At 42.7% G+C, this 24468-nt stretch carries 22 protein-coding genes; 17 read left to right on the forward strand and 5 right to left on the reverse strand.

The annotated features are described in order from the left end of the window. Position 1: 1 nt before the first annotated feature. Positions 2-238, reverse strand: coding sequence for a type II toxin-antitoxin system CcdA family antitoxin (locus tag C6H66_RS04210; RefSeq protein WP_046396331.1), 237 nt, complete (start codon positions 236-238; stop codon positions 2-4). 492 nt (positions 239-730) lie between these two features. Here C6H66_RS04210 and C6H66_RS04215 point away from each other — a divergent pair, with 492 nt between their 5' ends. Both C6H66_RS04215 and C6H66_RS04220 read left to right on the forward strand, forming a co-directional pair. Next, a complete protein-coding gene (locus C6H66_RS04215; protein WP_105394874.1) occupies positions 731-2077 on the forward strand; it encodes an NCS2 family permease in 1347 nt (448 codons plus the stop codon). Positions 2078-2350: 273 nt separating this feature from the next. Continuing rightward, a complete protein-coding gene (locus tag C6H66_RS04220; RefSeq protein ID WP_046396333.1) occupies positions 2351-4000 on the forward strand; it encodes a Na+/H+ antiporter in 1650 nt (549 codons plus the stop codon). Between the two features lie 194 nt (positions 4001-4194). Here the strand turns inward: C6H66_RS04220 and metR are convergent, their stop codons facing one another. Beyond that, positions 4195-5151 carry an HTH-type transcriptional regulator MetR gene (gene metR / locus C6H66_RS04225; RefSeq protein WP_105394875.1) on the reverse strand — a complete coding sequence of 319 codons (957 nt, stop codon included), beginning with the start codon at positions 5149-5151 and terminating at the stop codon, positions 4195-4197. Positions 5152-5259: 108 nt separating this feature from the next. Between metR and metE the strand changes: the two genes are divergently transcribed. Both metE and C6H66_RS04235 read left to right on the forward strand, forming a co-directional pair. Continuing rightward, positions 5260-7536, forward strand: a complete 2277-nt coding sequence (gene metE / locus C6H66_RS04230; protein ID WP_105394876.1) for a 5-methyltetrahydropteroyltriglutamate--homocysteine S-methyltransferase — start codon at positions 5260-5262, stop codon at positions 7534-7536. Positions 7537-7780: 244 nt separating this feature from the next. Continuing rightward, on the forward strand, positions 7781-8614 hold the full coding sequence (locus C6H66_RS04235; RefSeq protein WP_105394877.1) for an intradiol ring-cleavage dioxygenase: 834 nt from the start codon (positions 7781-7783) through the stop codon (positions 8612-8614). A gap of 244 nt (positions 8615-8858) precedes the next feature. Here C6H66_RS04235 and pcp read toward each other — a convergent pair whose 3' ends face one another. Next, entirely contained in the window at positions 8859-9515 is a 657-nt protein-coding gene (pcp, locus tag C6H66_RS04240; protein WP_105394878.1) for a pyroglutamyl-peptidase I, read from the reverse strand. A gap of 705 nt (positions 9516-10220) precedes the next feature. Between pcp and udp the strand changes: the two genes are divergently transcribed. The 11 genes from udp to hemB all read left to right on the forward strand — a co-directional run bounded on the left by udp (position 10221) and on the right by hemB (position 19884). Continuing rightward, positions 10221-10976, forward strand: a complete 756-nt coding sequence (gene udp / locus C6H66_RS04245) for a uridine phosphorylase (protein WP_036810294.1) — start codon at positions 10221-10223, stop codon at positions 10974-10976. A 94-nt stretch (positions 10977-11070) separates the two neighbouring features. Beyond that, complete coding sequence (locus tag C6H66_RS04250; protein WP_036778263.1) at positions 11071-11853, forward strand: tyrosine-protein phosphatase; 783 nt, start codon at positions 11071-11073, stop codon at positions 11851-11853. 194 nt (positions 11854-12047) lie between these two features. Beyond that, complete coding sequence (locus C6H66_RS04255; RefSeq protein ID WP_377312254.1) at positions 12048-12584, forward strand: DedA family protein; 537 nt, start codon at positions 12048-12050, stop codon at positions 12582-12584. Positions 12585-12749: 165 nt separating this feature from the next. Beyond that, positions 12750-14045, forward strand: coding sequence for a DNA recombination protein RmuC (rmuC, locus tag C6H66_RS04260; RefSeq protein WP_422615633.1), 1296 nt, complete (start codon positions 12750-12752; stop codon positions 14043-14045). Positions 14046-14117: 72 nt separating this feature from the next. Further along, positions 14118-14873, forward strand: coding sequence for a bifunctional demethylmenaquinone methyltransferase/2-methoxy-6-polyprenyl-1,4-benzoquinol methylase UbiE (gene ubiE, locus C6H66_RS04265; RefSeq protein ID WP_105394880.1), 756 nt, complete (start codon positions 14118-14120; stop codon positions 14871-14873). 1 nt (position 14874) lies between these two features. After that, positions 14875-15525: a ubiquinone biosynthesis accessory factor UbiJ gene (locus C6H66_RS04270; RefSeq protein WP_105394881.1), complete on the forward strand. Its 651-nt coding sequence runs from the start codon at positions 14875-14877 to the stop codon at positions 15523-15525. Then, on the forward strand, positions 15512-17152 hold the full coding sequence (gene ubiB, locus C6H66_RS04275) for a ubiquinone biosynthesis regulatory protein kinase UbiB (RefSeq protein ID WP_105394882.1): 1641 nt from the start codon (positions 15512-15514) through the stop codon (positions 17150-17152). The genes C6H66_RS04270 and ubiB overlap by 14 nt, the downstream gene beginning before the upstream one ends. A 97-nt stretch (positions 17153-17249) precedes the next feature. Continuing rightward, complete coding sequence (gene tatA / locus C6H66_RS04280; protein WP_036778270.1) at positions 17250-17510, forward strand: Sec-independent protein translocase subunit TatA; 261 nt, start codon at positions 17250-17252, stop codon at positions 17508-17510. Between the two features lie 3 nt (positions 17511-17513). Further along, a complete protein-coding gene (tatB, locus tag C6H66_RS04285; RefSeq protein WP_105394883.1) occupies positions 17514-17957 on the forward strand; it encodes a Sec-independent protein translocase protein TatB in 444 nt (147 codons plus the stop codon). A gap of 21 nt (positions 17958-17978) precedes the next feature. Beyond that, entirely contained in the window at positions 17979-18761 is a 783-nt protein-coding gene (tatC, locus tag C6H66_RS04290; protein WP_036778273.1) for a Sec-independent protein translocase subunit TatC, read from the forward strand. A 109-nt stretch (positions 18762-18870) separates the two neighbouring features. Continuing rightward, the gene (gene hemB, locus C6H66_RS04295; RefSeq protein ID WP_046397215.1) at positions 18871-19884 is read left to right on the forward strand and encodes a porphobilinogen synthase; all 1014 of its coding nucleotides are present in this window, start codon (positions 18871-18873) and stop codon (positions 19882-19884) included. Positions 19885-19933: 49 nt separating this feature from the next. Here hemB and rfaH read toward each other — a convergent pair whose 3' ends face one another. Further along, a complete protein-coding gene (gene rfaH, locus C6H66_RS04300; RefSeq protein WP_040153298.1) occupies positions 19934-20422 on the reverse strand; it encodes a transcription/translation regulatory transformer protein RfaH in 489 nt (162 codons plus the stop codon). A 611-nt stretch (positions 20423-21033) separates the two neighbouring features. Here rfaH and ubiD point away from each other — a divergent pair. Continuing rightward, complete coding sequence (ubiD, locus tag C6H66_RS04305; protein ID WP_046397216.1) at positions 21034-22506, forward strand: 4-hydroxy-3-polyprenylbenzoate decarboxylase; 1473 nt, start codon at positions 21034-21036, stop codon at positions 22504-22506. Between the two features lie 10 nt (positions 22507-22516). Then, positions 22517-23218 carry an NAD(P)H-flavin reductase gene (gene fre, locus C6H66_RS04310; RefSeq protein WP_036778280.1) on the forward strand — a complete coding sequence of 234 codons (702 nt, stop codon included), beginning with the start codon at positions 22517-22519 and terminating at the stop codon, positions 23216-23218. Positions 23219-23298: 80 nt separating this feature from the next. On the opposite strand, the gene fadA is transcribed toward fre, so the two are convergent. Then, positions 23299-24465, reverse strand: a complete 1167-nt coding sequence (fadA, locus tag C6H66_RS04315) for an acetyl-CoA C-acyltransferase FadA (protein ID WP_105394884.1) — start codon at positions 24463-24465, stop codon at positions 23299-23301. Positions 24466-24468 lie beyond the last annotated feature (3 nt).

Genomic DNA, 24468 nt, shown 5'->3' on the forward strand with positions numbered 1-24468 from the left:
GCTAAAATGTCCTGTATTCATCACTGAAACAACCATGTTCGTCATGGAAACGGTTTAATACCTCCAGAGCTTCCCTATTATCTTCCTGCCATTTCAGCGCCTCGCGATGGCGTAATTCGGCATCCAAGGCGGCGGTCAGTGTGGCACTAAAGTTAATACCTGCTTCACGCGCCCGGTTCAGTAAGCCTCGTTCTACAGTCATTGTGACGCTCTGTGTGTTGCGTTGTCTTACTGTCATGATTTATCTCCGGTATTGAGTGTGCGTGTAGTTTACACGTATATGGACACGAATTGTAGTTCTGAATGTCGGTTTTTTCGGCTTGTTCAGCGTTACCATTCGTTACTTGTAACGGCTCGCATTTCATTTCGTCCGGCTCACAATAACTGCAAATGAAATTCATTTCATGGTGAAACTGTTGGATCTTCCTTGTCGTCTAAGGCTGAAACATTGTGATTAACTATCGTAAAAAGTTTAATCTCCAGAAGTCGTTCTTCTAATGTTTGGTGAAATAATACTGTTAGCTATTGATTTCGACACTATGATCACTGGATAATCTTTCGCCTTAAATTCTCTCTCTGTTTTCTATTCTGAAAGCCAAACGATTGCTTTTATGTTTTGTTGAACCGATTGGTGCAATATTCATTAAGTGTTGCGTTATTAAGCAAGGTAATCGTTTTCGTTTGATTAGGAAGCAGAAGAAGTACTATGAACATAATGCAGGGGAATGACATGTCAGGCATTCAGGCACCAGTTAAATGCAAACTGGATAAGTATTTTAAATTGACCGAACGTGGCACAACGGTACGCCGTGAAATTCTGGCAGGGATCACAACTTTCTTGGCGATGGTTTATTCAGTCATCGTTGTACCGGGGATGTTAGGGCAAGCTGGTTTTCCCCATACTGCTGTCTTTATTGCGACTTGTCTGGTTGCCGGTTTTGGTTCTTTGTTAATGGGGTTGTGGGTTAACTTGCCAATGGCAATTGGTTGTGCAATTTCGTTGACTGCATTTACTGCCTTTAGCTTGGTTTTAGGGCAGCAAATCACTATCCCGGTTGCACTCGGTGCGGTATTTCTGATGGGGTGCTTGTTTACGGTGATTTCTGTTACCGGTATTCGTTCTTGGATTTTACGCAATATACCAATGGGTATTGCGCATGGTGCAGGGATTGGTATTGGGCTGTTTTTGTTACTGATTGCGTCAAATGGTGTTGGTCTGGTCATTAAGAATCCACTGGAAGGTCTGCCTGTTGCTCTGGGATCGTTCACCTCTTTTCCGGTTGTGATGACTCTGCTTGGGCTGGCTGTTATTTTTGGCCTGGAAAAATTGAAAGTTCCCGGTGGTGTGTTGTTAGTGATCGTGGTGATTTCTGTTATTGGGCTGATTTTTGATCCGGCAGTGAAATATCAAGGGTTTTTTAAGGTACCAAGTCTGGGCGATGACGGTCTGTCCTTGATTTTTAGTATGGATATTATCGGGGCTTTGCAGCCAATTGTGTTACCTAGTGTGTTGGCGTTGGTAATGACTGCGGTGTTTGATGCCACCGGTACCATCCGTGCGGTAGCAGGGCAAGGGAATCTGTTGGATAAAGGCGGGCAGATTATTAATGGCAGTAAAGCGCTAACTGCCGATTCGGTTAGTAGTATTTTTGCCGGTGCTATCGGCGCTTCTCCGGCTGCGGTATATATTGAATCAGCCGCGGGTACCGCAGCCGGCGGTAAAACAGGTTTAACTGCAACAGTTGTCGGTATCCTGTTTCTGTTAATTTTGTTCTTTTCTCCACTTTCCTATCTTGTACCGGCGTATGCCACTGCGCCAGCGCTGATGTATGTTGGTTTGCTGATGCTGAGTAATGTCAGAAAGCTGGATTTCGACGATTTTGTTGGGGCGATGTCCGGTATGCTTTGTGCGGTCTTTATTGTTCTGACCTGCAATATTGTAACCGGTATTATGTTGGGTTTCAGTTCGCTGGTTGTTGGGCGTGTCTGTTCCGGTGAATGGCGCAAATTGAATATCGGTACAGTGGTAATTACTATCGCTTTAGTAGCATTTTATGCTGGTGATTGGGCTATTTGATTGATTAAAAAGTGCGTAAGCGGTGTTCACTCCTGCGCACTTTGCCATTTCTTGCGATTACTTTTAAATTCTCAATTATTTCCCCCGCTATTTATCTGATTAGTTTACAATATTCCTGCAATTCTTTCGGATACGGCTCCGTGTGTATCTACCTTTTTCGATTGATTCAGTTATTTTAGTCTTAAGATTTATTCTCACTGTTTTTGTGTTAACGGGAAGAAAGAGAGTTTCAATCTGTATACCAACGGTTCTTAGGTAAATTGTAAGGGCAACATGGAAATATTCTTTACTATTCTGATCTTGATTTTGGTGGTTTCAGTTTCTGGTGTTCTGACTAAAGTGATTCCGTTCCGCATACCTCTGCCGTTAATGCAGATTGCAATGGGAGCATTGCTGGCTTGGCCACACTTTGGCTTACATGTTACTTTTAATCCTGAGCTATTCCTCGTTCTGCTAATTCCTCCTTTGTTATTCGTTGATGGCTGGAAAATGCCAACCAGAGAGTTTTTCCAGTACGGACGGGAAATTTTCATACTGATGCTGGTATTAGTGCTGGTTACTGTTGTCGGTATTGGTTATCTGATTTATTGGCTGATGCCAGGCATTCCGTTAATTGCTGCTTTTGCCCTTGCTGCTGTGCTATCGCCAACGGATGCGGTGGCTTTATCGTCCATTGTCGGAAAAAGGCGCATGCCTAAGCGCATGATGAATGTGATGGAAGGGGAAGCGTTAATGAACGATGCTTCCGGCCTGGTAGCCTTAAAGTTCGCTGTAGCGATAGCAATGGGAACGATGGCATTTTCTGTTACTGGCATGACCATAGAATTCGTCAAGGTTGCTATTGGCGGTTTGTTATCCGGTATTGCAGTAACCTGGTTGTACAGTAAATCCCTGCGTTTAATGAATCGTTGGAGCGGTGGCGATCCAGCAACCCAAATTGTTTTCATGTTGCTGTTGCCGTTTGCTTCCTATTTGATTGCGGAACATATTGGCGTTTCCGGTATCTTGGCTGCGGTTGCCGCGGGTATGACTATCAGTAAATCTGGGGTTATCCGTAATGCGCCATTAGCGATGCGTTTACGCGCTGATAGTGTCTGGTCAATGCTGGCGTTCGTGTTTAACGGTTTGGTGTTTATCATGTTGGGCCTGCAATTGCCGGGGATCTGGCAAACTTCCGTTGTACAGGCAGAACTTGATCCGACCGTTGAAACCTGGATGCTGTTCGCCGCGGTCGCAGTGATTTATGGCGCTCTTCTACTGCTGCGTTTCTGCTGGTTATGGCTGATGAAGAATATCAGCAAAGTTTTTATGAAAAAAAATCCACTGAATTTTGCGACTTATACCACTCGTGAATTATGGCTGGCATCTTTTGCCGGAGTTCGTGGAGCAATCACGCTTGCCGGTGCACTGTCTGTACCTCTGTTTCTGGCGGATGGTACGCCGTTCCCGGCCCGTTATCAGCTTATCTTTATTGCCGCGGGAGTCATTCTGTTCTCGTTGTTAATTGGAGTTCTCTCTTTGCCATTCCTGTTACGGGGCATTCAAGCTTCTGATAAAGAGGCAGATGTCAGTGAGGTACGAATGGCGCGGGCAGCGATGGCAGAAGTGGCGATTGTCAGTATGAATAAGATGGAAGAGCGTCTTTCTGCTAGTCCCGAAGAGCAATTGGATGCTGAGGTTATTACTGAAGTTGCTTCCAGGGTAATTGGTTATTTGCGTCGCCGTACTGTGGGGCAGGATGAGATAGAACATAATCTGCTAGTGGAAGATTTGGAACGTCGTTTTCGTCTGACTGCATTAAGGGCAGAGCGTGGTGAGTTGTATCATCTGCGTGCAACCAGAAAAATCAGTAATGAGACACTGCAAACCTTACTGCATGATTTGGATTTACTGGAAGCTCTACTGGTACAGAAAGAGCACTGATATTTGGTTGTCATGACAATCTTGCGAATCACTTTATTCAGCCTGATCGGTGAATATCTCACCTGTCAGGTTGATAGCTGATTTGTGGTGTTTACTCGTGTCTGGCTGGTGGCATGAGTTTTTCCATCATGGATACCGGAACCCCCTGGCAATAATGAATCATACGTTGGTTCCGGTGGAATGGTTGGCAAAATTTACCATTGGAGGGGGGTTGGTTGCTGTGTTGTTCTGGGATCATCAACGTTTAGTTTTGCAATTCCTTTTACGAATGGCAGATTATCCATCGCGTGTTGACGAGCGGAATGGATAAATGCATCAGTTTCAGGCTGATACTGCTCGCCTTCACGAACGGCAGCGTACAGTCTGCTCCATAAACCTTCTCCCAGTGTTTTAGTTACCACTAACCCTTGCCTTTCAAATGTCTCAACAACCCAATGTGGCAGGGCTGCGATTCCCATGCGGGCAGCGACCATTTGGATCAGTAACAGCGTGTTATCCACATTTTTCAACGTAGGGGCAACCCCCGCAGGTTGCAAGAAACGCCGCCAGATATCGAATCGCTGACGCTGAACGGGGTAGATCATCAAGGTTTCATCAATTAAATCTTTTGGCTGAATGTGCAATTTATTTGCCAGAGGGTGATCCGGAGCGACAACCAGTTTGACCTCATAATCAAATAGCGGTGTGTAGTGCAAATGACTCTCCGGGAGAATATCTGATGTTAAAACGACATCCAATTCCCGTTGCAGTAATGATGGCTGTGGATCAAAAGTAACGCCGGATTTGAAATCCACATTGACTTGGGGCCAGGTTTCTCGGAAATGCTTGAGTGCTGGTGTCAGCCATTGAATACAACTATGGCATTCAATGGCGATACGTAGATTTGTTTGGCCCGGCTCTTTACATTCGCGGAGTGCATTTTGAACCAGAGGAAGCACTTGTTCTGCTAGTCGTAATAAAATTTCACCCTGTGGCGTGAAGCGAAGCGGTTGACTTTTACGGATGAACAGCCGGAAGCCAAGGCGATGTTCAAGATCGCTGAACTGATGAGACAAAGCGGATTGTGTTTGATGCAGATGATTGGCTGCCGCTGCTAATGAACCGCAATGACTCAATGATTGTAGTGTTTTTAGATGTTTTATTTCGATCATGAGAAACCTTCAGGATGATAATGAATAAATTGCGCTTGTGGTTTATACCTTACCTGTTGATTATGGATGTGTAAACATCTAGACGGCTAAAAATGACGGGATAATGAAATGACGATTATTAATCACACACTTGGCTTTCCACGTATCGGTTTGAAAAGAGAACTCAAAAAGGCTCAGGAGAACTATTGGGCAGGGAAAATTTCTCAGCAAGAATTATTGGAAACTGGCCGAGAGTTACGTGCCCGTCACTGGGAACAACAAAAGCAGGCTGGTGTTGATTTAGTGCCGGTTGGTGATTTCGCTTGGTATGATCATGTTCTAACCACTAGTTTACTGCTCGGTAATGTGCCGCCGCGTCACCAGAATCCAGATGGCACGATTGATCTAGATACACTGTTCCGTATTGCTCGCGGTCGTGCGCCGACGGGTGAACCTGCCGCCGCCGCGGAAATGACTAAATGGTTTAATACTAACTACCACTATATCGTGCCGGAATTTCAGCAAGGGCAGGAATTTAAACTGAGTTGGACTCAGTTATTAGAAGAAGTAGATGAAGCGTTGGCTCTGGGTCATCAAGTGAAACCAGTTTTACTGGGGCCGGTAACTTACCTGTGGCTGGGTAAAGTGAAAGGTCAGGTATTTGATCGTCTCTCTTTATTGAAAGATATTCTTCCTGTTTATCAGCAAGTATTAGCTGAGTTAGCTAGACGTGGTATCGAGTGGGTTCAGATTGATGAACCTGCGTTGGTACTGGAACTGCCAGCAGAGTGGTTAGCCGCTTATCCGGTTGCTTATCAGGCGCTTCAAGGACAGGTTAAATTATTGCTGACTACCTATTTCGATAGCGTTGGTCACAATCTAGAAACGATCAAATCCTTGCCGGTACAAGGGCTGCATGTGGATCTGGTTGCTGGTCAAGATGATATCGCGCAACTGAATGAGTCATTGCCAAAAGAGTGGGTGCTTTCCCTTGGTGTGATTAATGGTCGTAATGTATGGCGTGCTGATTTAACCGCTAAACATCAGTTGATTAAGCCATTGGTAGATAGCCGTACATTGTGGATCGGTTCTTCCTGTTCTCTTCTGCACAGTCCTATTGATCTGAATGATGAGACTGCGCTTGATGCCGAGGTGAAAAGCTGGTTTGCGTTCGCATTGCAGAAATGTGAAGAGTTAGCCCTGCTGGCTGCGGCATTGAATCAGCCAGAAGGCGGTAAACAAGCGGAATTGGATGCTTACAGTGCGCCAATCCGTGCCCGTCGTGAATCTAAACGGGTAAATAATCAGGCTGTTACTGAACGCCTTGCAGCAATTAATCCACAGGACAGCGAGCGTAATCAGCCATATCCACAGCGTGCGGAAATACAGCGTCAGCGCTATAACTTGCCATTGTGGCCGACAACAACCATTGGATCGTTCCCGCAAACGACGGAAATTCGTGGCTTGCGTTTGGATTTCAAAAAAGGCCGGGTAGATGGCGCCAGCTATCGCACCAATATCAGTGAACATATTAAGCAGGCAATTAACGAACAGGAACGTTTAGGATTAGATGTATTGGTTCATGGCGAAGCTGAACGTAACGACATGGTGGAGTACTTCGGTGAACACCTCGACGGTTTTGTCTTTACGCAAAATGGCTGGGTTCAGAGCTATGGTTCCCGCTGCGTTAAGCCACCGGTGATTATTGGTGACGTCAGCCGTCCTGAAGCTATCACGGTAGAATGGGCTAAATATGCTCAATCACTGACGGAGAAACCTGTCAAAGGGATGTTAACCGGTCCGGTGACAATTCTCTGCTGGTCATTCCCAAGGGAGGATGTCAGCCGCGAGACGATTGCTAAGCAGATTGCATTGGCGCTGCGTGATGAAGTGGACGATTTGCAAGAAGCGGGTATTGGTATCATCCAGATCGATGAGCCAGCATTGCGGGAAGGTTTACCACTGCGCCGGGAAGAGTGGCAGGCTTATCTTGATTGGGCAGTAGAGGCATTTAAATTGAATGCTGCAATTGCTAAAGATGACACACAGATTCACACTCATATGTGTTATTGCGAGTTCAATGACATCATGCCTTCCATCGCAGCATTAGATGCGGACGTGATTACCATTGAAACTTCCCGTTCAGATATGGAGTTGTTGGATTCATTCGAAAACTTCTCTTATCCGAATGAGATCGGGCCGGGTGTTTATGACATTCATTCACCTAACGTACCTAGTGTTGAATGGATTGAAGCACTGCTACGTAAAGCGGCTGATCGTATTCCGGTCGAACGCTTGTGGGTTAACCCGGATTGTGGTTTGAAAACCCGAGGTTGGACTGAAACTCGCCAGTCACTGGCAAACATGGTACAAGCGGCGAAACGTCTTCGTGAATCAGTGAAATAACTCATCCAACAATTTGCCTGTCACCTTTAATTGGTGATAGGCATTTTTCATAAAATAATCTTTTTTTCTTGCAGTAGTGCATAGTGATGCGAGCTTAGCCGGGATCTTTTCTATTACCAAACTTTTAGTAACTTATATATGCCATATTGGTATTTGTAAAAGTACATTTTATTAACAAAATAACTCGGGTATTAACAAGATGGAAGCATTGTAATAGAAACTTAATAATTAAAGAGAGGATTATATGGATGTTAATAAGTTGCAAGGTAAGAAAAGTAGCTCTCGAAGAAATTTTTTGAAAAGTAGCGCTGCTATTACGGCGACTGCTGCGCTTGCTCCGATGAGTTTAGCTCGTGCGGAAGCAAAATTATCATCACAACATGGAATAGGCATATGTACGCTTGCGCCAGAGCAGATATCAGGGCCATATTTCCGAAATGACAAAATTGTAAGAAGGGATATTACTGATTCAGAATTAGGAATACCTTTTTTATTGAAAATTACTGTCATGGATGAAAAAACATGTAAACCCGTTGATAATTTATTTGTTGATATCTGGCATTGTAATAGTCGGGGGAAATATTCCGGTTGGACTTATATCAGCCCCGATGTAGTACCTAACGTTGCGGGAATAGCTTCTGCCAATAGAACTGATGATAAAAGTTTTCTAAGAGGAGCTCAACCATCGGATAAAAATGGGATAGTTCATTTTACGACTATTTATCCTGGGTTTTATGCTGGTAGAGCAACTCATATTCATATTGGAATTAGAAAATTGAGCACAAATGTAACTGACAAAGAGCATTTTGCTTTTGTTGGTCAGATGTATTTTCCAGAAGAGATCAATACAGAGGTTTATAAATATGATCTGTATTCAAAACGGAGGGTAATCAGAACTAAAAATAATGAGGATACATATTTTAAAAATATGAATGGTCATCTTTCAGAAATAAAAGTAACAAAAATAGACGAATCTGATATTAACCGTGGGATACTAGGTGAAATAATTCTATCAATAGACTTGGATAATATATCTAATTTCATAACTAAAGATGATTTATATTCCCATACGGTATGACCGGTTTTATTGAATAAACTAAATTTCAATGTAATAACAGTCGAAATTATAAAATAACCTATGTAAATGGTGTGCTGATTAATAATTTAATAAAGTATCAGGTACTTGATATTTGCATACGGATATTGTGCAGGCACAGAGAGGATTATCTTTACTGTTTGATTGATATTATCAGTAGAGCATACTGTCTGTGCCTGTCATTTTCTCAGAGGAAAACTTTCAGTCCCACAAGCGGAATATCAAATTAATGAGTTGCGCCTCCATTAACGGTGATATCTTCACTGTTTTTTAATGCTTCATCGATAGCAATTTCCAGTGCGGTTATAACTGTTTCTAGGGCCATGCTCGGAGCACCTGAATACCGAACTGCTTGTTCAGGCAGATAAGGAATATGGATAAATCCACCGCGTATTTCAGGATTGGAGCATGCTAAATGATGCAACAAGCCGTACATGGCGTGGTTACAAACAAAAGTGCCTGCGGTTTGTGAAATGGAGGCAGGGATTCCTGCTTCACGCAAACCCTTGACTATCGCATTGATCGGTAACGTGGCGAAGTAGGCGGCAGGACCTGTTGCGACTATGGGTGTATTGATAGGTTGATTGCCTTGATTATCAGGAATGCTAGCGTCATTGATATTAATTGCCACGCGTTCCACGGTAATATTTGGTCTACCGCCTGCCTGTCCCACGGCAATGACCAGATTAGGCTGTACATCATCAATAGCAGCATACAGACAGGCTAGGGAGACGTCGAACACACATGGAAGCTGACGCGCTTCAACGCGGGCTCCACATAATTCTCGTCCCTGTAATTGTTTGGCTGCTTCCCAGGATGGATTAATCGTTTCTTTGTCGAAAGGCTCGAAACCTGTAATTAAAACTGTTTTTTGTGTCGTCATCGATAGTGCCCTTATATGATAGAAAGAGTCTAAGATATCTAAACAATATGCATTCTATAAAAAGATAACTGTGATATTTATATTTGGTAATTGTTTTATTTTTGTTGAAAATATAATTGTAATATATTGGTAAATAAGCAAGAAAATTTTTTATTAGTTATGGAAGTAAAATACAGTTAATTTTTTAATATGTTCATCATAAGAAAAAGTTATTTTTAAAATATCCAAGATTATTGCGTTGTTGATTTATAAATGTTAGGAGAATATTTTAATAACGACAGTGACTTATATTTGGTTAAGTTGATAGTTTGTTGTAAGTATTTTTTTATGTCCGGGTGGTGAAACGATAATTTTTTCTTTATTGATGGGATGGATATTAGCCTCTATTAACTCTCAGGGAGAAAATATTTCAATGAGATAATCCGTGATATATTTCTCTCAGCATGTTTGATATATAAAAATAACTAAACAATAGATTGTTTTTTCCATAATACAAACCTAATTCCAGTTAGTTTGTGGGTGGAAGAAAACACCCTGTTTTTTACCCATCTCATGTCTATTTTGTGATTTATATCTCAAAATAATGTATGTTTTTCTTTTTTATATTACTTTGAAGTGACATTTATCACTAAAAGATGTCTAAATGCTCAATACAGTAGATCCCAACTAATTTCATTATAAATTCTTCTTGCTGAGGAGTCTGATATGTCTGATGTATTTCACTTAGGTCTGACCAAAAACGACCTACAAGGCGCAACTTTAGCTATTGTTCCGGGTGATCCGAAACGTGTGGAAAAAATCGCAAGATTGATGGATAACCCAGTTCATCTTGCCTCTTTACGTGAATTTACGTCATGGCGGGCAGAAATTGATGGTAAAGCTGTCATTGTGTGCTCTACGGGTATCGGTGGCCCATCAACTTCTATCGCTGTTGAAGAATTAGCGCAATTGGGTGTGCGTACTTTTTTGCGTATCGGCACAACAGGTGCAATTCAAGAAAATATCAATGTTGGTGATGTGTTGGTGACTACTGCGGCTGTTCGTTTGGATGGCGCTAGTCTGCATTTTGCTCCGATGGAATTCCCGGCGGTTGCCGATTTTGAATGTACGACTGCTTTGTACGAAGCAGCAAAAGATTTAGGTGCAACAGTACATGTGGGGGTAACGGCTTCTTCCGATACTTTTTATCCTGGTCAGGAACGTTACGATACCTATTCTGGCCGTGTTGTGAGCCGTTTCAAAGGTTCAATGGCTGAATGGCAGGCGATGGGGGTCATGAATTATGAAATGGAATCGGCAACTTTATTAACAATGTGTGCAAGCCAAGGACTGCGTGCGGGGATGGTTGCCGGTGTTATTGTTAACCGTACTCAGCAGGAGATTCCTAATGTTGAATTACTTGAGAAAACAGAAAGTAACGCATTAGGAATTGTAGTAGAAGCTGCTCGCCGTTTGTTGTAAATCATACTTTTTGGGCCGGAGTATTCCGGCTCACTCTTATTTTAAAGAGAAATCTGTTAATGTCTTAACACCTAACAATTAATTAAGAGTCATCATGATCACAACATCTTTATTGCATCCATCAGTGCTTCCACTCAATGGAGGGATTAATTTTCGTGATTTAGGCGGTAAAAAAGTCGCGAATGGTGGAAAAATCAAATCAGGTTTACTTTTCCGTTCTGGTTCTCTGGATCGCTTAACAGAAAAAGATCAATCTTTTCTGGCAAATAAAAATCTCTTTCAAATCATAGATTATCGTGATATCAGTGAAGTAGAGGATAAGCCTGATTTGATATGGAATGGCGCTAATTATTATCACGCCCCAGCCAACCCCTTATCTGATGAAGTGAATGCGAATTTGGAAAAATTAGCGTCCGAGATGTTGGAACAATTTAATCCTCAGGCATTTATGTTCCGTCTTTATGAATTATTGCCTCTAAAAAACTCAGCCTATAAGACATTGGTTAAGTTACTGCAACAACCGGAAAAAGGGGGAATCGTCCAGCATTGTGCGGTAGGTAAAGACAGAACCGGTGTAGGCTCTGCTCTGGTATTATTTGCATTGGGGGCTGATTTGGATACGGTAATGGAAGATTATTTAGTGACTCACTCTACTTTGGCTCCTTACCGTGAATATTTGTTAAATGAGCATGCGAAAACCATGAGTGATGATCTGGTGGATAAATTCGCTTATGTTTATTCCGTGAGAGAAGAGTTTTTAATGACGGCATTAAACAGTATTAATCAGCATTATGGCAGTGTAGATATATGGCTGGAGAAAGATCTTGGCCTTGATTTTGCTGCTCGTAAGAAATTACAAGGTTATTTCCTTGAATAAAAAGTTGGTTTAATTCTGGTTAATGCAGTGGTGGTTAAATTGAATGTGGTATTACCCGTTATCTTTCAAGTTGCCTCTTTGTTGGCTGCGCTCGCTCACCCCAGTCACATAGTTCGCCATGCTCCCGGGGATTCACTCCCTTGCCGTTGCGATGCATCTTGAAATCCATAGGGTATATTAATCAATATAGGAATATGAATTTGAGTCTTCATGAAATAGTTGATCTGGTAATCGCTTTTGTTAAAGCTCATGATACTTGGATCATGCCGATTGTTTTCTTGCTCGCTTTTGGTGAGTCTCTGGCTTTTTTCTCCTTGTTATTACCTGCAACGATAATATTGCTTGGATTGGGGGCATTAATAGGTGAAAGTGGCCTTAATTTCTGGCCAATTTGGTTGGCAGCCGCAGCGGGGGCTTTTTTGGGCGATTGGGTATCTTATATTGTAGGCGCCCATTTTAAAGGTGATGTTGGTAAAATTTGGCCGATTTCCCGTAAACCGCAATTACTGACACGAGTACACCATTTCTTTGAACGTTGGGGTATCTGGAGCATTTTCTTCGGGCGATTCTTTGGGCCATTCCGGGCAATTGTGCCATTGGTCGCGGGTATTTGTGCCATGCCATTGCGTTATTTCCAGATAGCGAATATCTGTTCCGCACTTATCTGGTCTTTTGGCGTATTAGCTCCAGGCGCGTTTGGTTTGCAATGGTTAGTGAAATGGGTGAGTTAATTGGGAGCGGCTTCGCAGACTGAACCATCTGTATAAATCATTCTGGACATCTATACAGTGACAATTTAGTTTATCTGGTCTAAGCATTAGATAGAGGAAGTACCGGTGGGTATCCAGTTGTTATATACGTTGATAGGTACACTTGGCGGCCTGTTGGGCGGTGGTATTCTTGTTTGGTTCTCCGTTCATCAACGTATTCAACAGCAAGAGCTGGAGTTACGGAAATTGGATAGCCAGCTTGCCGTTGCTAATGAGAAACTTGAACAATCCGCTTATTGGCGGGTTGAATGTGAACAATTGAACCAGGAATTGCGGGCTCAGAGAGAAGTCAATAGCGTGCAAGAATCTGAACTGCGGGAAGTGACGACACGCTTGGAAGAGAGTCGCTTTGCGGCTGAAGAGAAACAGCGGTTGCTGATCAACAGTGAACTACGTTTGAATACGCAATTTGAGAATTTGGCTAACCGTATTTTTGAACAAACGGGTCGCCGTACTGATGAACAAAATCGGCAGAGTCTCAATACGCTTTTAGCGCCATTTCGCGAACAGCTTGATGGCCTTCATCGGCAGGTACAGGAGAGTTTTGGTCAGGAAGCCCGTGAACGTCATACTCTTGCACATGAAATCCGTAATTTACAGCAACTGAATGTCCAGATGGCGCAGGAAGCTATCAATCTGACGAATGCCCTTAAAGGTAATAATAAAATTCAGGGAGATTGGGGCGAAGTTGTGTTATCCCGTATTCTGGAAGCCTCTGGTTTACGAGAAGGGCATGAATTTTGTACTCAGGTAAGTATCAAGGTAGAGGGTAACCGCCGTTTCCAACCCGATGTTATTGTTCATTTGCCACAAGGGAAAGATGTGGTCATTGATGCCAAAATGTCGCTGGTCGCTTATGAGCGTTATTTCAACAGTGGCGATCGGCATCAGCAGGAGTTAGCCCTTCAAGAACATATCGACTCAATTAAAGGCCATATTCGTGGTTTGAGCCGCAAAGATTACCAACAGTTGCCTGGGCTGAAATCGTTGGACTATGTATTGATGTTTATTCCGGTTGAACCCGCTTATCTGGTTGCGCTTAACAAGGCGCCTGAGTTGCTTGATGAAGCACTTAAATACAATATTATGCTAGTTAGTCCATCAACATTGTTGGTTGCTGTACGTACTATTAATAACTTGTGGCGCTATGAGTATCAAAGCCAAAATGCGCGTTTAATCGCCGATAAGGCTGCCCGTATGTACGATAAAATGCGTTTGTTTGTCGATGACATGCAAGGTTTGGGGCAAAGTTTGGATAAGGCTCAACTTAATTATCGACTGGCAATGAAAAAGCTGATTGAGGGACGTGGCAACCTGATAAGTCAGGCAGAAAGTTTTCGTAATTTAGGTGTTGAGGTGAAACGGCCGATTGATCCCGAATTGGTTGATAAGGCCAGCCAACCATTCTGTGCTAATGATTAATACCAGGATAGGGTTTTACCTGAAAGGCTGATACACTTTTATAACGCTTTGAATAAAAAATGGGCAAATAACATGGTAGACCACACGAAACAAACCACACATTTTGGTTTCCGTACTGTAGCAAAGGATGAAAAAGCAGGCATGGTGGCTGATGTGTTTCATTCTGTTGCGACAAAATACGATTTAATGAATGATTTAATGTCGTTTGGCATCCATCGTATCTGGAAGCGTGTGGCTATTGATGCCAGTGGTGTGCGCAGAGGTCAGAGGATACTTGATTTAGCGGGTGGTACCGGCGATCTGACTGCTAAATTTTCTCGTATAGTTGGTGAAAAAGGCGAAGTTGTTCTTGCTGATATCAATGAATCTATGTTGAAAGTTGGGCGTGAAAAATTACGTGATGCTGGTGTTGTTGGCAATGTTAGCTATGTGCAGGCCAATGCGGAAGCGTTGCCTTTCCCTGATAACTATTTTAATTGCATCACTATCTCTTTTGGTTTGCGCAATGTTACCGAAAAAGAAAAAGCCCTGCATTCTATGTTTCGGGTGTTGAAGCCGGGTGGGCGTTTATTGGTACTTGAATTTTCTAAACCTTTGTTCGCACCGTTAAGCAAAGCGTATGATGCTTATTCTTTCCATGTGCTGCCAAAAATTGGTCAGGTTTTTGTGCGGGATGCTGACAGTTATCGTTATCTGGCGGAATCCATCCGTATGCATCCTGATCAGGAAACGCTTAAAACGATGATGGAAGAGGCTGGCTTTGAACAGGTGACTTATACCAATATGACTGGCGGCATTGTTGCACTACACAGAGGTTTTAAATTCTGAGATGGAAAGACCATCACTGAGTACAGCCATTAATTCCACACTTACGCCGGTTTTAACCGCAGTGATGGAAACATCGTTGAATTACCTGTTGTACCGTGAACCGGTGTTAAGGCCAGTCCGTATGCGGTTGGTAGACAAAGTTTTGTCGATCGAATTAAAAGAGATGAACACGCCACTTACATTGGTGTTCAGTGAGAAACAGGTGGACGTATTAAGCCAATGGGGCGAATCTGCCGATTGCACGGTTAAAACTCACTTTGCTGCTTTGCTTAAACTACGGGATCGCCAACAAATTTCCAAATTGCTCAATAGCGGTGAAATGGTTATTGAAGGGGATATGCAGGTTGTTCAGCAATGGTCTGCTTTGTTAGATATGGTTGAATGGGATTTAGCCCATTATCTTTCCTCTTATTTCGGGGATATCGCTGCCGAAAGTATTAGTCAACTCCTTAAAAAGGGATTTCAATTTGTTTCTGGTTCAATGGAATGCCAGAAAAATTGTCTGGCGGAAGCGTTAACAGAAGAATGGAAATTGGCCCCAAATCAGCTTGAAGTGGCTTATTTCAGTGAAGAAGTTAGTATGTTAGCCAAAGATATCGAGCAAATAGAACAACGATTGGCAGTATTAGAGGGAAAATATGACTCCAGGTGAATTGAGGCGCCTTTATTTGATCATACGGGTTTTTCTTTCTTATGGATTGGATGAACTCATTCCTCGGATTCGCTTAACCTGGCCTCTTCGTTTTGGTCGTTATTTATTGTTTTGGCTCCCGAATAGACATAAAGATAAATCACTTGGAGAGAGACTGCGACTTGCCTTACAGGAATTAGGGCCTGTTTGGATTAAATTTGGACAGATGCTTTCAACGCGGCGTGATCTGTTTCCTCCCGCGATAGCGGATCAACTGGCATTATTGCAAGACCGAGTTGCCTCTTTTGATGGTGCTCTGGCGCGTCAATATATTGAAACTGCTTTAGGCGGACCGTTGGAAACTTGGTTTGATGATTTTGAACCCATTGCTCTGGCCTCTGCTTCAATTGCTCAGGTCCATACAGCTCGGTTAAAAGAGAATGGACAGGAAATTGTTATCAAAGTCATTCGTCCTGATATTCTGCCGATTATCAAAGCGGATATCCGGTTAATGTACCGTCTGGCTAATTGGGTACCAATGTTATTGCCCGATGGACACCGTTTACGTCCTCGTGAAGTTGTGCGGGAATACGAGAAGACGTTAATTGATGAACTGAATTTGCTGCGTGAAGCGGCTAATGCAATTCAACTCCGCCGTAATTTCGAAAATAGCTCAACGCTGTATGTACCGGAAATTTATTCTGATTATTGCCGTGAAAATGTTCTGGTGATGGAGCGAGTTTATGGTATCCCTGTCTCTGATATTGAAGCATTAGAAGCGCAGAATACCAATATGAAATTGCTGGCCGAACGGGGAGTACAGGTCTTTTTTACGCAGGTTTTTCGCGATAGTTTCTTCCATGCGGATATGCATCCGGGAAATATTTTTGTCAGCTATGAACGTCCTGAAGATCCGTTTTATATTGGTATTGATTACGGTATTGTTGGTTCTCTTAATAAAGATGATAAACGTTATCTGGCTGAGAATTTTATTGCTTTCTTTAATCGTGATTACCGGAAAGTTGCTGAACTTCATGTGGATTCAGGCTGGGTTCCTAGTGATACCAATGTTGAAGATTTTGAATTTGCAATCCGTACAGTTTGTGAGCCAATATTTGAGAAGCCACTTGCTGAAATTTCATTTGGTCATGTACTTCTGAATCTATTTAATACTGCCCGTCGTTTTAATATGGCAGTGCAGCCTCAGTTAGTTCTTCTACAAAAGACGCTTTTGTATGTAGAAGGCTTAGGACGGCAGCTCTATCCGCAGCTTGATTTGTGGAAAACAGCAAAACCGTTTCTGGAGGAGTGGTTGCATAGCCAGGTTGGATTACCGGCTGTTATTCGGGCGTTGAAAGAAAAAGCGCCTTATTGGGCAGAAAAGTTGCCAGAACTACCTGAATTAGTGTATGACAGTCTTCAGCAGCATAAACATTTGCAAGTGAGCATTGAGAAGTTATCAGGTCATTTGAAAGGGCAACAGATAAAACAGCGACAGTCTCAGTATTTGCTTGGTGTTGGTGCGACATTGTTTCTCTGTGGCAGCTTGTTTTTGTTGTCTGGCTTGGCAAATATTCCTTGGTTGTTTATAGGCGCGGGTACCGTTTCATGGTTGTTTGGCTGGTGTCGTCTGAGTAAGATTGAGTAAAATTTGTCTTATGACAGATTTTTTTGAAGGTCGGTTATAGTTCGTGGTATGTATAATGAGCTATTAAAATAATCCCTATTAATGGAGGTAAATCAGAATGGGCGGTATAAGCATTTGGCAATTACTCATTATTGCGGTCATTGTGGTGCTGTTGTTCGGCACGAATAAACTCCGTACTTTGGGTTCTGATCTTGGAGCATCTATTAAAGGTTTTAAAAAGGCGATAGGGGATGATAATCAGCCTCAACAGGCTCAAAAAACCAGTAATGATGCCGATTTTGAGACGAAAAATATTACTGAAAAACAATCTGTAGCTCAGTCTGAAACATCTGAGAGCAAAAACAAAGAGCAGGTATAAACCGTGTTTGACATTGGTTTTAGCGAGCTGCTGCTGGTTATGGTCATTGGCTTGGTGGTTTTGGGGCCAGAACGGCTACCGGTGGCGGTAAAAACAGTTGCTGGTTGGATCAGGGCACTGCGCTCTTTAGCTACTAACGTCCAAAATGAGCTGGCACAAGAGTTGAAGTTGCAGGAGCTCCAGGAAAGCCTGAAAAAAGTTCAAGAAGAAGCGGGGTTACAGAATTTATCCCCGGAACTAAAAGCTTCGATGGATGAGCTAAAAGAAGCTGCTGAGTCTTTGAAAAAAGCATACCAAAATGAACCTGACGCAGAGAATATGAAAGCATCAGGAATAAATGAGGCAGCACAAAAGCCGGCAGCATCTCAGGTTGTGGCTTCATCTAAGCTTTCAGCTCCAGTTGATGATCAAACGGCTTCTGCAACGAAGAAAAAAACTTCTGATTAAGTTAATGGTGAACACTAAAACATGGCTGTTGATGATACCCAACCACTTATCAGTCACCTTATTGAACTGCGTAAGCGAATTCTAAACAGTTTATTGACTGTATTAGTGGTTTTTTTAGCATTGGTTTATTTTTCTAACGACATCTATCAAATGATTTCTGCTCCTTTGATTAAGCAATTGCCTCAAGGTGCCAGTATGATAGCGACAGATGTCGCTTCTCCCTTTTTTACGCCAATAAAACTGACCATTATGGTGTCGATATTTGTATCTGCGCCTATGGTTCTCTATCAAGTATGGGCATTTATTGCACCTGCGTTATATAAACATGAACGCCGCTTGATGATCCCTCTGCTTGTTTCCAGTAGCTTGTTGTTTTATTTAGGGATGGCATTTGCTTATTTTGTTGTATTTCCGATTGCTTTTGGATTCTTTGCTAAAACGGCACCAGAAGGGGTGCTGATTGCAACGGATATCAGCAACTACTTAAGCTTTGTTATGGCACTGTTTATGGCCTTTGGTGTCTCTTTTGAAGTACCTGTTGCCATTATTTTATTATGCTGGAGTGGGGTAGTTACTCCTGAGTCCTTGAAGAAAAAGCGTCCGTATATTTTGGTCGGTGCTTTTGTTGTTGGCATGTTGTTAACGCCGCCGGATGTTTTCTCGCAAACCTTGTTGGCTATTCCTATGTATCTGCTGTTTGAACTGGGGATTTTGCTCTCCCGTTTTTATACCGGACAGCGGAAATTGGGAGATCGTTCAGAGGAAGATGAACAGGAAACGCCAGAAGTGAATACGGAAAAGTGATAATAGTAATCTTAACATGTTGTTTTGTAGTGCTAAGATAATTAACACGAAGCGATAGCATATTAATTAACCCAGCGCGAGTGCGCTGGGTTTGAGTTAGGAGAGCTATATGAGCTATGCATTTCCAGGAACTTTCCCTGGTCGACGTATGCGCCGGTTGCGCTGTCATGATTTTTCCCGCCGTCTGGTTGCTGAAAACCAATTAACTGTTAATGATTTAATCTACCCTGTATTTGTGATGGAAGGCACTAATCGTCGTCAAGAAGTGCCCTCTATGCCAGGGGTGTATCGTCTGACGATGGATCTTTTGCTGAAAGAAGCTGAAGAGATTGCCCGATTGGGGATTCCTGTATTGTCTCTGTTCCCCGTGATTGAAGCAGATAAAAAATCTCTGGGTGCGGAAGAAGCTTATAGCCCTGATGGGTTGATTCAACGTACGGTTCGTGCGTTGAAAGATGCTGTTCCTGAACTAGGGTTGCTAACTGATGTGGCATTAGATCCATTCACTACACATGGTCAGGATGGGATCATCGACCAGGATGGCTATGTAATGAATGATGTCACCAAAGAGATCTTGGTCAAACAGGCATTGTCACATGCAGAAGCTGGTGCTGAGATTGTAGCGCCGAGCGACATGATGGATGGGCGTATTGGTGCAATCCGTGAACTGTTTGAAGCGGAAGGACATGTAAATACTCAAATTATGGCTTACTCCGCTAAGTATGCTTCTGGTTATTACGGTCCATTCCGTGATGCAATCGGTTCAAATCGTAATCTGAAAGGGGGTAACAAAAAAACCTATCAGATGGACCCTGCGAATAGTGATGAAGCATTGCAGGAGATTGCACAGGATTTGCAGGAAGGCGCTGACACTGTAATGGTAAAACCAGGTATGCCCTACCTGGATGTTATCCGCAGGGTAAAAGATACATTCGGTGTACCAACCTTTGCTTATCAAGTATCTGGCGAATATGCCATGCACATGGCTGCTATTCAGAATGGTTGGTTACAGGAACAGGTAATTGTGGAGTCTCTGCTATGTTTCAAACGCGCAGGAGCAGATGGTGTACTGACCTATTTTGCGAAACAGGTTGCTCAACAGTTATATGAACAGAAACGTTAATATTTGATAAAAAACGGGCGAATGTAAATTCCGCCCGTTTTTTATTTGGTTAAATTTTCACAAACTGCTTATTATCAAGTGCCTTAGGTAATTGTTTATTCAGAATATTAAGTAACAGAATAGAACGGGTTTCTCCATCTGGCTCATTGTAGATAGCTTGCAATCCTTCAAAAATTCCTTCGGTGATTAATACGGTATCGCCCGCCACAGGTGTGTCTGGTGAGACATATTCTTGCTCAGTTGCTGATACGATCTCTTTAATCAACGTTTCCGGTACGATAGCCGGGTGTACGCCAAAACGGACAAAATGGCTAACACCGCGTGTTGAATTGATAGTTGTAGTATGAATAACTTCAGGGTCAAACTGAACGAACAGATAATTAGGAAAAAGTGGTTCTATATTCACAGTACGTTTACCACGGGTTATTTTTTCAATTCTCGCGGTAGGAGTCAGGCAAGCAACATCCTGTCGTTCCAGATTTTCTATTGCTCGTGAAATTTGCCCACGCTTACAGTAAATGAGGTACCAGTTTTCCATCTTTATTTAACCTTGATCCAATGACTATTAAGCATAGCAAAATAGAAAAGGGCGTTACAGGCATTATCTTAGTGATAATTGTTTAATGATGCATATTTATTGTTATGAGTAGATCTTATGTTTTTCAGTAAAAAAGCGATAAGTAATATTTTGATAAGTGACAGATAAAGTAATTAATATAAAATCGATTGTTATTTGTTCAATAGATATTAATAAAAGAAAAATATCAGTATTTCTGTTGAGTAATTGCAAAATTTGATAGTTATTGAGTCGTCATATGGAAAATCTGTGATGAACGACTGGCTATATTTTGTGCTGTGAACCCAGAGGAGATAGTTATAGCATTATTTCTGTGGTAAGAGTGAAGGTATCAAGATGTACCAGAGCAAGATGTTCCAACTAAGCATCTTACTGAGTAATTTGATGCTCAAATATTAACTCATTAGGCTCCATTGCTTTGTATTTGACTTTAAGGTCGCAAGGTTGAATTAACCCCGTTGCTTTTTAGTAACTTATTGGTTTACTTTGTAGTCTTCTGAAAAAAACACAAAAAAGCTGAGTGGGATGGCTTATAATGTTTTCCCCCTTAAAAACCGGCATAAATGAATAGTATGAAATACCGTGATTTAAGAGATTTTCTAGCCTTATTGGAGCATAAAGGTGAGTTGAAACGCATCAGTGTTGAAGTTGATCCTTATTTGGAGATGACTGAGATTGCAGATCGTACCCTTCGCGCTGGTGGGCCTGCCTTGTTGTTTGAAAATCCCAAAGGTTATTCGATGCCTGTATTGTGTAATTTGTTCGGTACTGCTGAACGTGTTGCTATGGGGATGGGGCAGAAAGATGTTAAAGCTTTGCATGATGTAGGTAAGCTATTAGCTTTTTTGAAAGAACCCGATCCTCCGAAAGGTTTTCGTGATTTATTGGATAAGCTACCGAAATTTAAGCAAGTCCTTAATATGCCAACTAAGCGACTTAATACTGCACCTTGTCAGGAACATGTTTTGGTTGGTGACGATGTAGATTTAACCCGTATTCCTATCATGCACTGTTGGCCAGAGGATGCTGCGCCATTGATTACTTGGGGGCTGACAGTCACTCGTGGACCGAATAAAGAGCGGCAAAATCTTGGTATCTATCGCCAGCAGGTACTGGGTAAAAATAAACTCATTATGCGCTGGTTATCTCATCGTGGTGGTGCGCTTGATTTTCAGGAATGGTGTCAGGCACATCCAGGAGAACGTTTCCCGGTGGCTGTTGCCTTGGGGGCTGATCCTGCGACAATATTGGGGGCTGTGACGCCGGTTCCTGATACATTATCGGAATATGCATTTGCCGGGTTATTAAGAGGATATAAAACAGAAGTTGTGAAATGTCTTTCAAGTAACTTGGAGGTGCCAGCCAGTGCTGAGATTGTATTGGAGGGGTATATTGAGCCTGGGGAGTTAGCTCCAGAAGGGCCATATGGTGATCATACGGGCTATTATAATGAAGTCGATATGTTCCCGGTGTTCACTGTGACACATATTACTCAGCGTCATGATGCTATTTATCATTCGACTTATACTGGCCGCCCGCCAGATGAACCTGCTGTGTTGGGGGTTGCATTGAATGAGGTGCTGGTACCGATTTTACAAAAACAGTTTCCTGAAATTGTCGATTTTTATCTGCCTCCTGAAGGTTGTTCCTATCGTCTTGCCGTCGTGACTATGAAGAAACAATATCCGGGCCATGCCAAGCGGGTCATGATGGGGGTTTGGTCATATCTACGGCAATTTATGTATACAAAGTTTGTTATTGTTTGTGATGATGATATCAATGCCAGAGATTGGAACGATGTCATTTGGGCAATCACTACGCGAATGGACCCGGCAAGAGATACAGTATTAATGGAGAATACTCCGATAGATTATCTCGATTTTGCATCGCCAGTTTCAGGATTAGGTTCGAAAATGGGAATGGATGCAACGAATAAGTGGCCGGGAGAGACGCAGAGGGAATGGGGACGTCCTATTGTGATGAGTGAAGAAGTGCGTACCCGCGTCGACAAAATCTGGGATGAATTAGATATTTTAGGACCATAAGAGGGAACGCATGACAACACTGAGCTGCAAAGTAACCTCTGTAGAGGCTATTACTGATACGGTTTATCGGGTACGGTTACTTCCCGATTCTCCGTTCTCATTCCGCGCCGGTCAGTATCTGATGGTGGTAATGGATGAGAGAGATAAACGTCCGTTTTCAATGGCATCAACGCCTTCAGAAAAGGAATTTATTGAATTACATATTGGCGCTTCTGAACTGAATTTGTATGCAATGGCTGTGATGGATAGAATTCTGGATCAGAAAATGATCAATATTGATATCCCTCATGGTAAAGCTTGGTTCCGTCAAAGCAGTGCTAATCCTCTGTTATTAATTGCCGGCGGTACGGGGTTTTCTTACACCCGTTCAATATTACTGACAGCGTTAGAAGAACAACCTGAACGTCAGATCTCTATGTATTGGGGAGGCAGAGAATTACAACATTTATATGATCTTGCTGAATTACAGTTACTTACAGAGCGCTATCCTAATTTGAAGGTTGTTCCGGTTGTTGAACAGTCAGAGAATGGTTGGTGTGGACGTACAGGAACAGTGCTTAAAGCAGTACTAGAGGATTTTGGTAGTTTGGTCAATTATGATATTTACATTGCAGGGCGATTTGAAATGGCAAAAATTGCTCGTGAGCGCTTTTGTGGTGAGCGTGATGCTTCTGCTGACAACATGTATGGTGATGCTTTCGAATTTATTTAAAATAATAAAAAAACCCGCCCCTGACAGGCGGGAATTACGGCAACAACGACTCAGTTATAATAATTCTTACAGATACGTTCTTAATCCATTCTTTCTATAATGGTGGCGATACCTTGACCTAAACCGATACACATGGTTGCTAGCCCAAATTGAACATCGCGGCGTTCCATTAAGTTCAACAATGTTGTTGTGATGCGAGCGCCTGAGCAGCCTAGAGGATGACCGAGAGCAATTGCGCCACCATTTAGGTTAACTTTGTCATCCATACTATCCAGCAAATTCAGACCTTTCAGGCAGGCAAGTGACTGAGCAGCAAATGCTTCGTTTAATTCCATCACACCAATATCACCCAGTTCTAAACCTGCTTTCTTGAGCGCCATTTGTGTAGCAGGGACCGGGCCATATCCCATAATGGAAGGATCACAACCAACAGCTGCCATAGAACGGATGCGGGCACGAGGTTTCAGCCCCAGATTCTTGGCATAACTTTCACTGGTTATCAACATTGCAGACGCACCATCGGATAAAGCAGAAGAGCTGCCTGCTGTGACTGAGCCTGTTACTGGATCGAATACAGGACGCAGTGCGGCTAGATCTTTCAGATTAGTATCCGGGCGAATTACCTCATCGTAATCAAACAGCTTCAATATGCCATCGGCATCGTGACCATAACTTGCTGATATCTCATTGGAGAATGCGCCTGATTGTGTTGCCTGTGTTGCACGTTGGTGCGAACGAAGTGCAAATTCATCTTGCATTTCACGGCTGATATGGTGAATCTTCGCCAACATTTCAGCGGTTAAACCCATGACTCCTGCGGCTTTGGCAACGCTCAGACTCATTTTAGGGTGGAAATCCACGCCATGAGTCATTGGAACGTGGCCCATGTGCTCTACACCACCGATCAGTGTGACATTGGCTTCTCCGGTCATGATCATACGAGCGCCATCATGCAGCGCTTGCATTGATGAACCACATAGCCGGTTAACAGTCACGGCTGGTACAGAGTGAGGGATATCAGCCAGTAAAGCTGCATTACGGGCAATGTTGAAACCTTGTTCTAGAGTTTGCTGTACACAGCCCCAGTAGATGTCATCAATTTCATGTTGCTGTATTGCCGGATTACGTTTAAATAGCTCTTTCATCAGGTGAGCGGAGAGATCTTCAGCCCGGACCTGACGGAATGCACCACCTTTTGAGCGCCCCATTGGGGTGCGGATGCCATCAATAATGACTACATTTTCCATGTT

Origin of the sequence: Photorhabdus hindustanensis (genome assembly GCF_002968995.1) — a bacterium.
GTDB classification, from domain to species: domain Bacteria; phylum Pseudomonadota; class Gammaproteobacteria; order Enterobacterales; family Enterobacteriaceae; genus Photorhabdus; species Photorhabdus akhurstii.